We start from the raw sequence: 11855 nt of genomic DNA, 5'->3' as shown, positions 1-11855 counted from the left end.
GTGATTTCGATCCGATGAACTGGTTCTCATTTATACCGGCTACAAGTTTCATGCCGGTTCCAGCTACGAAAGAGGCGGCAGATGTAGATAGCCTTTACATTTTTCTTCTCGTTTCCGGATTAATTTCCTTTATCATCCTGATCGGAGGGATGGTAATATTCATCTTCCGCTACAGAAGAAAAACCGAGGACCAAAAAAGCGCATACATTACGCATAATACCCTCGCCGAGTTTCTCTGGTCTTTCATCCCATTCGTGATCATGATGGTGATCTTCGCTTGGGGATGGAGCGTTTTCCACGATCTACGTAAAGTAGGTGAGAAGGGAGACGTAGAGGTTCACGTGACTGCGCGTCAGTGGGCTTGGACCTTCAAGTATGCGGATGGAACCGAAATCAACAGCCCTGGCAGTGACAAGCTGATTCCCGGCGACGCGGATTCCACTCTGCTCAAGCCTGAAATCGTAGTGGTTCCTGTAGGAAAAACGATTCGTTTCGTTCTAACTTCCGACGACGTTCTTCATAGTTTTTATGTTCCTGCCTTCCGCAACAAGATGGATGCGGTTCCCGGAAGAAAAACCACTTTCACTTTCACTCCGATCGAGAAAGGGGACTTCACCGTATTCTGTACGGAATATTGCGGAACTAAGCACTCCAACATGATGGCTACGATCCGTGTAGTGGACGGAGAAGCGTTCACCGCATGGCAAGACCAGCAAAAGGCTTCCAAAGGAGCGGCTGCTGACTTGGGTCCTGCACAAAGAGGAGAGGCCTTATTTAAAGGAAGCCTCGGATGTAGCGGATGCCATTCCATCGACGGATCCAGAGTCGTAGGACCTACCTTTAAGGGTCTCTACGGAACTAAACGGGATTTTGCCGACGGTTCTTCTCTCGTTGCAGATGACGCTTATATCAAGCAATCCATCCTAGTTCCTACCGCGAAAATCGTGGCGACTTATCCTCCTGCAATGTCTTCCTTCCAAGGAAGAATCAAGGATGATGAGATTAAGGACATCATCGAATTCATTAAGACGCTTAAATAGGAAACCGGACAATGGCCCACGAGCAACATAATTACCTAAATCACCAAAAGGGGATTTGGTCCTGGCTTACGACCTTAGATCATAAGCGTATTGGGATCATGTATTTTATCGCGATCATGAGCTTCTTCTTCTTAGGAGGAATTTTCGCTCTATTAGTTCGCGCAGAATTATTCACGCCTGGAAAGACTCTTTTCACCGCGGATGTTTACAATAGAATGATGACCTACCATGGAGCCATCATGGTTTTCATGGTGATCGTTCCGGGGATCCCCGCGATCTTCGGTAACTTCGTTCTTCCCATCATGCTGGGAGCAAAGGACGTGGCTTTCCCAAGATTGAACCTCCTCAGCTGGTATATGCTGATGATCGGAGCTGCGATCACAGGTTCCACTCTGTTCATGCAAAACGTAGATACCGGTTGGACCTTCTATACTCCGTATTCTTCCATTAAGACCGGAGCGGGAGTGATTCCGATGGTTCTGGGAGTATTCATCATCGGATTCTCCTCCATTCTTACGGGATTGAACTTCATCGTAACCACTCATAAGCTTCGCGCACCAGGAATGACGATGAACCGCATTCCTTTGATGGTTTGGGCGCTTTACTCAACTGCGATTCTCCAAGTTTTGGCGACTCCGGTTCTTGCAATCACCCTCCTTCTGCTCGTTGCGGAAAAGACCTTGGGAGTAGGAATCTTCGATCCTCAGTTAGGCGGGGACCCGGTTCTCTTCCAGCACTTCTTCTGGTTCTATTCTCACCCTGCGGTTTATATCATGATTCTGCCTGCGATGGGTGTGATCTCCGAGTTGGTCGCTACTTACTCTCGTAAGACGATTTTTGGATACACCGCGATCGCTTATTCTTCTTTGGCGATTGCAGGAGTTTCCTTCTTGGTTTGGGGACACCACATGTTCGTGTCCGGACAATCCGAGTTTGCTGGGGTTCTATTCTCCTTCATTACAATGTTGGTCGGGGTTCCTACTGCGATCAAATTGTTCAACTGGATCGCTACCATGTATAAGGGAAGCATCCGGTTGGATGCTCCTATGCTTTTCGCACTGGGATTCATGTTCCTCTTTACGATCGGCGGATTGACCGGAGTGTATCTGGCTTCTACCGGTATGGACGTTCACTTCCACGATACCTATTTCGTGGTCGCTCACTTCCACTATGTGATGGTGGGAGGAACCTTGATGGCGCTTATGGGTGCCTTGATCTACTGGTTCCCTAAAGTCACCGGTAAGCTCTATAGCGATCTGATCGGAAGAATTTCCTGGGTGTTCATTTTCTCCGGATTCAACGTAACGTTCTTCCCTCAGTTCATTCTCGGAAACTTGGGAATGCCTCGTAGATACTACGACTATCTTCCTAACTTCACCGAATTGAATCAGATGTCCACTTTCGGATCCTGGTTGATCGGAACCGGATTCTTGATTGGACTCATCGGTGTGATTCATGCTCTTCTTGCCGGTAAAGAAGCCGGTAATAATCCTTTCGGAGGAAAGACGCTGGAGTGGACCATTCCTTCTCCTCCTCCGCACGAAAACTTTGACAAGACCCCAGTACTGACCGGAGGGCCCTATGAGTACCGCTAATCACGCGGGTTTTCACCACGCTCATCATTTCGAGAGCGCGGAGCACCAATACCAATCTTCCAAACAAGGGATCTGGTTATTCCTTGTAACAGAGATTCTGATGTTCGGAGCGCTGTTCGTAGCGTATTCGATCTACCACTCTCTGTATCCTCAGATTTTCCATGCAGGAAGTAAGCAACTCTCCGTGGTTCTGGGAGCTTTGAACACTGTGGTTCTTCTCTTTAGCTCCTTCACTATGGCGCTCGGGATCAACTACGTCCAAAGAGGACTGAGATCCAAAGCGATCGTCGCGCTTGCAGTAACAATCGCTTGTGCCGCGATCTTCATGGTAGTGAAATATTTCGAGTATACCCACAAGTTTCACGTGGGAACGGTTCCGGGCAAATACGCTTATACCGAAGAACTCAGTCCTTCCGGAGAAAAAGTGACCAAGGTCGCGGCTCTTCTCGCAGAAGCTAATAAACTTAGCGTGAGCGAAAGAGAGCATAAGCTTCATCTGGACGAAACCGAATACGAGCATCTTACCTTATTGGAAAGAACCAAAAATTGGCCTCTTTTCTTCGGATTCTATTTCGTAATGTCCGGTATCCACGGTTTGCACGTTCTTGCAGGAGCTTTCCTGATTTTCTGGGTGCTTCTGAAAGTAATTAGAAACAAAGTAGGTCCCGAATACTACACTCCGGTAGAAGGGGTGGGACTCTTCTGGCACGTGGTGGATTTAATTTGGATCTACCTTTTCCCTCTACTTTACTTAGTAGGATAACGAGTGCCCGATTCATCGGGAACGAAGAAAGCCGGGTCGCCCCGGCTTTTTTTATGCCTTCTTCTTCTCTTTGGGTCGGGGAGAATGTTCAAAAAAAAGCGAAGAAACGCCGATTCTTGCCGATATGTAAAAAGAAGACCTCGATAGGTCCAAGGATCCATGCAAAACATAGATTACTCAAGAAGACTCAAACAATCGGGAAACCGAGGATCGGTGCCTCGGCAGGGAGATTCATCATTCCCCGCCGTCCAAACCATCCAGCATGTGAGAGGGAGTAATTCTCCGATCCGTTCTTTTCCCAGTTCTCGTTCCATTTTTATGGTTTTGATCGGAGCCATTTCCCTGTTTACCGGGGGAGTTGTCGTAGGATTGCGCTTGGATCAAAAAGAACAGGCTTTTTCCCAAAACGAGACCCAGTCTTTTTATAATGCAGGTCGTTTAAATCGGACGGAAGCGTCCGTAGAACAAAGGGAAAATTCTTCCTCCGAAAATCTTTCCGGTTCGAATGGGGAGGGCTCTTCCAATGTTCCGGAGCCAAATCCCGCTCCTAAGAGTAATAACGGGGCGGCGACTAACGGCGGTTTGAAATTTCCGGCACGTTCCGATAAGGAAAATTATTTTCTATCGATTCCGACCGAGGACTCCGTCGAGGCGATGGAGATTGGAAAAAAATTGCTCAGAGCGAGACCGGAGTTCCAGGGACGTTTTTTCCGTTCCAAACAGGGTGAATTATTCGTAGGATATTTTTACGGACGAGAGGAAGCGCAACGAGCTTTAGAATTGATACGTCCTTTGAACGATCCGATTTTTCATCGTACCGGCATTCATAAACTGCAGTTTTAGGCCTCTTAAGCGTAGAATACGCCGAAATCATTTTTTCCTTGACTTTGCCCAAAAATTTGCTACATTTTTGGGCAGAGTTTTAACGGAAGTCTTAATACTAATTGGCTGGCAAAAAGAAACAATCTGGCTACGATCATGCCGTGGGTGATTACGTCGTTTATCCGATTCACGGTGTAGGAGAAATCACCGAAATCGCAAAAAAGGTTATCCTGGGAAAAAAGAAAGAGTGCTACGTAATGGAAATCCAGGGTAGCAAGATGAAGGTAATGATCCCTGTCGATAAGGCGAAACAAGTCGGAATACGACCGATTATCGATAAGAAGGACATCAAGAAAGTCATCAATCTGCTCAAGAAAGACGAGATCGATACTGAAGAGGACTGGAAGATCAGGTACCAAAATAACCTGAACAAAATCAAGTCCGGGTCGATTTTCGAAGTAGCGGATGTATGCAGGAATTTATTCCGCAGGGCGAATGGCAAAGAGCTATCCATTATGGAGCGTAAGCTCTACGAGAGCGCTTATAATCTCGTAAAAATGGAAGTCGCCCTTAGCAAGGGAGTTTCTCAAGAAGAAGCGGGAAACCTTGTATCAGATGTTCTTGCTAGTGCATTTGCCGTCGGAGACAAAGTCCCGGTGGCCGCAGTCGACATAGACGAAGAATAATTCCGGTTAGAACTCGAATCTATATGAAGGATTTGAGTTATGGCATATTTTTATAAAGGTCTAACGGCCGTCCTACTCTCCTCGCTGTCGTTCTTTGTAACGCAAAAGCAAACCCAGGAGCTGGCTTTTGCCGGTTCTATAGCAGGGCTTGTACTAGTCGTTTCCCTCGTTCTTTTGTTCGGTGAGAATAAACTTTTTCCTAAACTTCGTGGAGACGTGATTTTCTGCGTAGGCGTCGGAGCATTGCTCGGATTCGCAGTGGCTTGGTTTTTGGGAACCGTTATCCGTTTTGAAGAATTGAATCTCGCTTTGTACCTAATCCTAGGTCTTTTCGGAGCTAGAGCAGGTAAGTCTTTTTCAAAAGAACCGGGTCTTGCGATCTTCGGAGGCGGCTCTGGAGCTCTACCCGTTTCGGATCCGTTCGGAGTCGCTCCAATCAATAAGGACGAAGTAAGGGACAAGATTTTGGACACATCCGTGGTTATCGACGGAAGAATATTAGATATCGCTGATACACATTTTATCGACGGTCCTCTAATTCTCCCCAATTTCGTATTGAGAGAGATCCAATTGATCAGCGATTCTTCCGATCCGATCAAACGTGCGAGAGGTCGCCGTGGTCTGGAGATGTTGAATAAGCTTCAAAGAAAAGGTTCCATCGAAGTCAAAATCACCTACAAGGATTATTCCGACACTAGGGAGGTCGACGCCAAATTGATCAAGCTCGCCCGTGATACCGGCGGCAAGATCGTTACCAACGACTTCAACCTGAACAAAGTAGCCGAACTCCAAGGGGTCAAGGTTTTGAACCTGAACACTTTGGCGAACGCCCTTAAACCGGTAGTTCTTCCCGGAGAAGAATTGGGTATCCAGGTCATCAAAGAAGGAAAGGACGAGAACCAAGGTATCGGTTATCTGGAAGACGGTACCATGGTAGTCATAGAAAACGGCGGCCACCTGGTCGGAAAGGAAGTGAAGGTAACAGTTACTTCCATTATCCAGACTGCTGCCGGCAAAATGATTTTCACTAAGGCAAATTCCAACGGAGGATCCGATAAGGGCGACCGTGGAGATCGCGAGAATCGCGGAAATAAAGGCGGAGATAGAAACTTCGACCGCGGCGAGCGCAATCAGGAAAGAGGTGAGGACAGAGGCAATCGTTACGAGCGTCAGGAGCGCAGCGGGGAAGATCGTGGAAACCGCAAGGATTTCCAAAATAGAAATCAAAATCGCGGCGGAAACTACCAAGAGAAGAGCGAAAAGCCCGACGATTTCGGAAATCGCAAAGATTTCCAAGACCAACAACAGCAGCAGTAATTTAGAAAAAATTGTCCCCTATCTTTAAGGGGACAGAATTCAGGTCGAAAAGCGAATTGCAGAATCTTTCGACCTGGTTCCGAATTGACGGTATATCGATGCGAAAAAAAATTGAAAAACGATCTCAATAAGGAGAGCCAAATGCAGGCCCAAACGCAAGTGAAGGGACTGAAGGAGCTCGGTCTCGAGCCCTCCGAAGTCTTCCATAACCTTACATACGACGAAATTTTCGAACATGAGAAAAATAACGGAGAAACCGTAGTTTCCTCCAACGGGACCATGATGGTGGATACCGGGATCTTTACCGGGCGTTCACCGAAGGATAAATACTTCGTCGACGAACCTTCTTCCAATAAGAACATCTGGTGGGGTCATATCAACTTCAAAGCTTCCGAGAAAGTTTTCGAAGAACTATATGATAAATGCATCAACTACCTGAACGGTAAAAAACTCTACGTATTCGACGGATATGCGGGAGCCAACCCCGAGACCAGAATCGGCCTGCGCGTGGTTTCGGAAAAAGCATGGCAGCACCATTTCTGCACCAATATGTTCCTTCGTCCTTCCAAGGAAGAATTGGCGAACCTGCTTCCCGAGTTCACCATCATCAACGCTTGCGGAGTGAAGAACGAGAAATACAAAGAGCACGGACTGAATTCGGAAGTTTTCGTGATCTTTAATCTCGCCAAAAAGCTCTGTATTATCGGCGGAACGGAATACGGTGGCGAAATGAAGAAGGGAATCTTCTCGGTAATGAACTATAAATTACCGCTCCAAGGAATTCTCTCCATGCACTGCTCCGCAAATATCGGAAACAAGAATGGAGATACGGCACTCTTCTTCGGTCTTTCCGGAACCGGTAAAACGACCCTTTCCACGGACCCGAACCGTAAGCTGATCGGAGACGACGAACACGGTTGGGACGATAACGGGATCTTCAATATCGAAGGCGGCTGTTACGCAAAGGTGATCAATCTGGATCCCAAAACGGAGCCCGAAATCTTCGAGGCGATCAAGAGGGACGCACTTTTAGAGAACGTCGTTTACGACGAAAAGACAAAAGTTGTCGATTACACCTCCGCCGCAAAGACCGAAAACACCCGCGTTTCTTATCCTATCTACCACATCAAAAACATCCAAGTTCCTTCCAAAGGCGATCATCCAAAAGTGATCATCTTCCTGACTTACGATGCATTCGGAGTTCTTCCTCCGGTTTCCCGTTTGTCGATCGAACAGGCGATGTATCACTTCCTTTCGGGTTATACCGCGAAAGTCGCAGGAACTGAAAGAGGAGTTAAGGAGCCTACCGCTACTTTCTCCGCTTGTTTTGGTGCCGCGTTCATGACTCTTCATCCGACAGTCTACGCAAAGCTGTTGGGAGAGAAGATGCGTAAACACAATGTTCGCGCTTATCTCATGAACACCGGACTCGTAGGTGGAGCTTACGGTGTCGGTAAAAGGATGAATCTTCCTTCTACCCGTAAGATCATCGACGAAATCATGAACGGAAATATCGATAAGTCTCAGTTCGTAAAACATCCTGTCTTCCAAATAGAATATCCTAAAACTGTGGAAGGCGTGGATACAAGCATCCTGGATCCTCGCGAAGCTTGGGCGGATAAGACCGCTTACGACGAAACTTCCAAGAAACTTGCCGGCATGTTCATCGAGAACTTCAAGAAATATGTCGAAGGTTCCAAGGATTTCGATTTCACCGCTTTCGGACCTCAACTCTGAGCTAATCTCTCAGAAGTCCGAATGATTGAAAGGAGTAGGAGGATTTCCTCTTACTCCTTTTTTATTTCCAATCGGGTCGTAAGTTCTTGACAGGACGTTGTGCGGCGCATAAATAAATTACAAACCGGGTTCGGTCCACAGAAAGGAACAGCAGCATGGAAAAGGAAATCAAAGAAGCTCTGAATTTCGCCATCGGAGCGGCAAAGACTTTAAGAGAACAAGCGGATAGCATTCTTCTCAAAGTGGAAAAGGAATTTAAGGAACTTTCCACCAAGGGTTCCCAAGATCAAAGTGAAGTAGCGAATAATCTCAGAAAGTATATCGAAGACGCTCTGCGTTCCGTCGAAGGTCTTGCCGGGCAAGTGAATTCAAAAGTGGAAGAAGTGAAAAAAGGAATCGGCAATAAGGACTCCAACGGATCCAAGCCTTAATCTCTCCTTTCTAAACGAGCCTCTCCGGCTTATATCTTAATTTCCTAATATATTTTCAAAGCCTGGGATCACCCGATTCCAGGCTTAACCATTTTTCGAGCCTTTCCCTATAAGATATAGGCGGGGGAGTTTCCATTTCCAGCTCGAAGGAAGTATTCCAAAGAGAGACGCCTTTTTCGAACTTGATTTTCAAAATTTCGAAAAGTAAGGATCTGCATTTTCCGAACCATTCCGATTCGGGGATTCCTTTTTCGGTAAGATATCCTTCGATCAGATCGACCGTTCGATAATCGGACGCTAATGCGGAATAGGAAAAAGAATCGGATGCAAACTCTGAAAATAGGTCCTCCCATTCTTCGGCTTTAGTCCGTTCCTTGTTCCTGCAATCGTAGGCTTGGCAGATGGAAGCTCCATAGAACGAATAATTTTGGCTCCTGGCATCGCCCGAATAAATCGGATGGATCATGCATCCGATTCTTTTCGGAACTTGGGCGGTTTCTTCCGTTTCTTCAGGTGGCTGTCCGGGAAGAATTCCCAAGAAAGGGCAATTATATGTGAGGGGATCCTTTTTTAGAAAATTCTTCTCGGTCTCTTCTCTTACCTTTCGGAATTCAGCCATCGTATACGGCTTGGAAAAATCCACAGTCTCTCGGAAAGTTTCGGTTCTTTCTTTCAGAAGGGACTTAAGTCGATCGGGTGGAAGCTGCAGGTTAAATAGCCCGCAGCAGGCTCCGCAGGAATACGGGACCTCGGCGGAAGGTTGGCAGAGGCCCACTTACAAACCGCCGTGAGGCAGATTTCCGGGTTTAGAGGGACGAAATCCTAAGAAAGCGAGTTCAAGCTCTTTGGATTCCGGATTTTCCACTATATTGCAATTAAGAGGGAAGATTTGCATTCTATCCTCGTGGAACACGATTACTCTCCCTCGAAACTTTTCGATCTGCTCTCCGATGAAATCCTGTTTTATCATCGGAGCCGCAACTAAGGAAGATTCCGGCTTTAAACCCCTAAAGAAAAGATGACTGTTCGAATTCGTGGAGACTAGGAAAATGCTGACCCTTTCCATCTCTTCCAATTCCGTAAGAAGGTTCTCGAAATAATATTGGAAAGTAATTAGATAACCGTCCGCGGATTCGGGCTGGATCTGACCTTTGGAGTAAAGATCGATCCATTGAATCATTTTCAGAATAGTATCCTTGTTCGCGAATAGTATCTCTCCCAAATCCGAGATTACCGGAGAGATCTCCAACTTTCTGAAGTCGTGAAGGCATTGGAACATCAGATCCCACCATTTATCGATGGTATATGCGTCGTCCGGATTGTTCGGAATAAACTTACCTAGAGCGTGGTTTTGATGGTCGCTGAACAGGATTCCTCCCAGAACTTTTGAAAATTCTTCGAAAGAACGTATCAGATACTCCATCAATAAAAAAGAATTTAGGGATTCTTCCTTTTGTCTCTCTGTGAAATTATAATAAGATAGCGCTATCGGATTCGGATAGAATTTAAAGATCAAAGATGGATTGATGATCTTATGGACCGGTTTGCCTTTTGCAGGATCGGATACGACGCGAATATTCGGTTGTCCGTGTAGACTGTAATTCGTCCAAGTTAAATCGCTGGGATCGTAATTCCTTCTCGCCTGTTCCTTGGCCAGGTATAGGGACTCTCCCACGCTCTTATCCGCGAATAGATTCGTATAGAATAGAATCGTGAAGTCGATCGTATTTTGGTTATCCGGAATCTCCCAATTGGTGCCGATGAAACTTTTGATTCCGGACATCAAAAAGGATCCAGCGAAATTATTCATCAGGTCGGAATTCAGACTTCGATTCGTGCTCTTATTGGATTGGCAGGAATTGGAAAATACCATATCCGTATTGAAGCCGGAGTTCTTGATCTCTCTCGCTTTGAGGATTCTTCCTTCCGAGATCAACCAACCGTTTTCCAGAGGGTCGTCCGAGAAATACAGGTGGCCCGAGTAATGGATAATATTCTTTCCTTTGATTAGGGAAAGCAACTTGAGCTTAGTTACTTGGCGACCGCCTATGAATTCGATTTCCAATCTAGAAGTAGGAACTTTCTCGCTCAATACTCGGAATAGTTGCTCTCCTTCCTTTTGCGCCCATTCTAGATCCTCCGTAGGATCGGCGATTATGAGCATCCGGAGTTTTTCCTTTTCCTTAAAGGCTCCTCCGTGAGCTTCTCCTCTCACCGTTTTTCCTATGTAGAATTTATCGGAAAGAAAGCAAGTCCCGTCGTGTAGGAGTTCCCATGGAATGACTCCTAATTTGGGGTCTATGTTAAAATGCAGATATTTCTCGGTGGTTAACCTAAGCTTTTCCTGGATAGGAGCGGGAAAGAATTGGTCGAAAAAGGTCTCTCCCAGGATTTTTAAATCGTGGAGAATGTCCGTATCCAGAGTAGGTCTTTGGGGGGACTTTTGGTGAATCGCCACCGAAACCCGAACTAAGTTTTCGATTTCCTTAATATACTCGAGGATTAGGTCTTCGTCCATCGTGGACTGGAGATGGGATTCGGATCCGCTCCCTGTGCTGTCTAGAATATTGAATACGTTTACCGCACCGACTCTGTCAATAATTAGGTTCAGCATTGGAGTGAGAAGTCAGCGTGGAATTTTATCCTCCAATCGGGACATAAGGACCGAAAGGAGGAGCTATCGCGAACGCTTCTAATCCAGAAGGATAAAGAGATCGATGGATTTCGACAAGTCTTTTCCCTGGAACTCTACCGTGTACTTTCCTTCTCTCAATCCGGAGAAATTCGTGATCCCTTCGGAGTTGAATTGATTGGAAAGAATAAACCTACCGTCTTTGGAAAGATTCACCCTTTGGAAATCTTCCGGTCTAGGGCATTCAATCTTAACACTTAAGTAAGCAGTCTCGTCGGTTTCTTGAATGACTTGGTAGGTGAACTTGCAATCTTTGTCTACTTTCTCTTCGAAAACGATGAACTCGGATGCAGATGGCGCCTTTGCTACCGCGGAACGCATTGCAGGAGCGTAATCCACACGAGTATTGATTTGAAGAGTTTCCACTAGGCTATCGAAGAGCTGGGCTCCCGATTTTCCTAGTTTTACTACGATCGATTCTTTACCTTGTGCCTTATGGGCTAATTCCATTTCCACATATCTTTTCAGATATTCCGGGAAAGGTTTTACCTGCCATCCTTCGTTCAGCTCGGCTTTTCCTAAGTCTAGTTCTTCCTGGAAGGCGTTATAAACGTGCTTACGGGAAGCGGATTCGAAATAGGTTTCTCCTGCGGCCTTCAAGCCTGCCTGGAGAGCCTCCTCCATCTGAATAAGTTCATTCTGCAGTTTACTATTTTTGTCTAAACCGGACATCAGCTCTTCTTTGCCTTCGAATAGGGAAAGAAGGTTTTCCGGTAATGAGTCTTGCTCGCGGTTGGATTCCATTTGCGTACGACGCTCCAATATGGTGTAT

At 46.3% G+C, this 11855-nt stretch carries 11 protein-coding genes; 8 read left to right on the top strand and 3 right to left on the bottom strand.

Features of this window, described 5'->3' with window-relative positions; translation table 11 throughout:
- Window positions 1-14 precede the first annotated feature (14 nt).
- The 8 genes from coxB to LEP1GSC061_RS14045 all read left to right on the top strand — a co-directional run bounded on the left by coxB (window position 15) and on the right by LEP1GSC061_RS14045 (window position 8391).
- Window positions 15-1040 (top strand): cytochrome c oxidase subunit II, encoded by a 1026-nt coding sequence (coxB, locus tag LEP1GSC061_RS14080; protein ID WP_198014270.1) that lies wholly within the window; start codon window positions 15-17, stop codon window positions 1038-1040.
- An 11-nt stretch (window positions 1041-1051) separates the two neighbouring features.
- Complete coding sequence (gene ctaD / locus LEP1GSC061_RS14075) at window positions 1052-2635, top strand: cytochrome c oxidase subunit I (protein WP_016546649.1); 1584 nt, start codon at window positions 1052-1054, stop codon at window positions 2633-2635.
- Window positions 2622-3398 carry a cytochrome c oxidase subunit 3 family protein gene (locus LEP1GSC061_RS14070; RefSeq protein ID WP_016546017.1) on the top strand — a complete coding sequence of 259 codons (777 nt, stop codon included), beginning with the start codon at window positions 2622-2624 and terminating at the stop codon, window positions 3396-3398. Before ctaD ends, LEP1GSC061_RS14070 begins: the two co-directional genes overlap by 14 nt.
- A gap of 159 nt (window positions 3399-3557) precedes the next feature.
- Window positions 3558-4241, top strand: a complete 684-nt coding sequence (locus LEP1GSC061_RS14065) for a hypothetical protein (protein WP_016546318.1) — start codon at window positions 3558-3560, stop codon at window positions 4239-4241.
- 101 nt (window positions 4242-4342) lie between these two features.
- Window positions 4343-4906, top strand: a complete 564-nt coding sequence (locus LEP1GSC061_RS14060; RefSeq protein WP_016546188.1) for a CarD family transcriptional regulator — start codon at window positions 4343-4345, stop codon at window positions 4904-4906.
- 39 nt (window positions 4907-4945) lie between these two features.
- Window positions 4946-6223 carry a PIN/TRAM domain-containing protein gene (locus LEP1GSC061_RS14055; RefSeq protein WP_016546037.1) on the top strand — a complete coding sequence of 426 codons (1278 nt, stop codon included), beginning with the start codon at window positions 4946-4948 and terminating at the stop codon, window positions 6221-6223.
- 141 nt (window positions 6224-6364) lie between these two features.
- Entirely contained in the window at window positions 6365-7960 is a 1596-nt protein-coding gene (gene pckA, locus LEP1GSC061_RS14050; protein WP_016546860.1) for a phosphoenolpyruvate carboxykinase (ATP), read from the top strand.
- Between the two features lie 155 nt (window positions 7961-8115).
- Window positions 8116-8391, top strand: a complete 276-nt coding sequence (locus LEP1GSC061_RS14045; protein WP_016546777.1) for a phasin-related domain-containing protein — start codon at window positions 8116-8118, stop codon at window positions 8389-8391.
- Between the two features lie 55 nt (window positions 8392-8446).
- Here LEP1GSC061_RS14045 and LEP1GSC061_RS14040 read toward each other — a convergent pair whose 3' ends face one another.
- The 3 genes from LEP1GSC061_RS14040 to LEP1GSC061_RS14030 all read right to left on the bottom strand — a co-directional run bounded on the left by LEP1GSC061_RS14040 (window position 8447) and on the right by LEP1GSC061_RS14030 (window position 11827).
- The gene (locus LEP1GSC061_RS14040) at window positions 8447-9166 is read right to left on the bottom strand and encodes a hypothetical protein (protein ID WP_016546845.1); all 720 of its coding nucleotides are present in this window, start codon (window positions 9164-9166) and stop codon (window positions 8447-8449) included.
- Window positions 9167-11005 carry a CHAT domain-containing protein gene (locus LEP1GSC061_RS14035; protein WP_016546800.1) on the bottom strand — a complete coding sequence of 613 codons (1839 nt, stop codon included), beginning with the start codon at window positions 11003-11005 and terminating at the stop codon, window positions 9167-9169. It lies immediately after the preceding gene.
- 78 nt (window positions 11006-11083) lie between these two features.
- Window positions 11084-11827: a hypothetical protein gene (locus tag LEP1GSC061_RS14030; protein ID WP_016546445.1), complete on the bottom strand. Its 744-nt coding sequence runs from the start codon at window positions 11825-11827 to the stop codon at window positions 11084-11086.
- Window positions 11828-11855: the final 28 nt, after the last annotated feature.

Source organism: Leptospira wolffii serovar Khorat str. Khorat-H2 (genome assembly GCF_000306115.2).
GTDB lineage: Bacteria > Spirochaetota > Leptospiria > Leptospirales > Leptospiraceae > Leptospira_B > Leptospira_B wolffii.
The sequence above is the reverse complement of the archived record's forward strand: the minus strand, read 5'-3'. Positions and strand labels throughout refer to the sequence as shown.

Bases quoted from the DNA above. Each gene is read 5' to 3' on its own strand.
- LEP1GSC061_RS14055 (WP_016546037.1), top strand. From the start codon at position 4,946: ATGGCATATTTTTATAAAGGTCTAACGGCCGTCCTACTCTCCTCGCTG.
- LEP1GSC061_RS14035 (WP_016546800.1), bottom strand. From the start codon at position 11,005: ATGCTGAACCTAATTATTGACAGAGTCGGTGCGGTAAACGTATTCAAT.
- LEP1GSC061_RS14030 (WP_016546445.1), bottom strand. From the start codon at position 11,827: ATGGAATCCAACCGCGAGCAAGACTCATTACCGGAAAACCTTCTTTCC.
- pckA (WP_016546860.1), top strand. From the start codon at position 6,365: ATGCAGGCCCAAACGCAAGTGAAGGGACTGAAGGAGCTCGGTCTCGAG.
- ctaD (WP_016546649.1), top strand. From the start codon at position 1,052: ATGGCCCACGAGCAACATAATTACCTAAATCACCAAAAGGGGATTTGG.
- LEP1GSC061_RS14045 (WP_016546777.1), top strand. From the start codon at position 8,116: ATGGAAAAGGAAATCAAAGAAGCTCTGAATTTCGCCATCGGAGCGGCA.
- LEP1GSC061_RS14070 (WP_016546017.1), top strand. From the start codon at position 2,622: ATGAGTACCGCTAATCACGCGGGTTTTCACCACGCTCATCATTTCGAG.
- coxB (WP_198014270.1), top strand. From the start codon at position 15: ATGAACTGGTTCTCATTTATACCGGCTACAAGTTTCATGCCGGTTCCA.
- LEP1GSC061_RS14065 (WP_016546318.1), top strand. From the start codon at position 3,558: ATGCAAAACATAGATTACTCAAGAAGACTCAAACAATCGGGAAACCGA.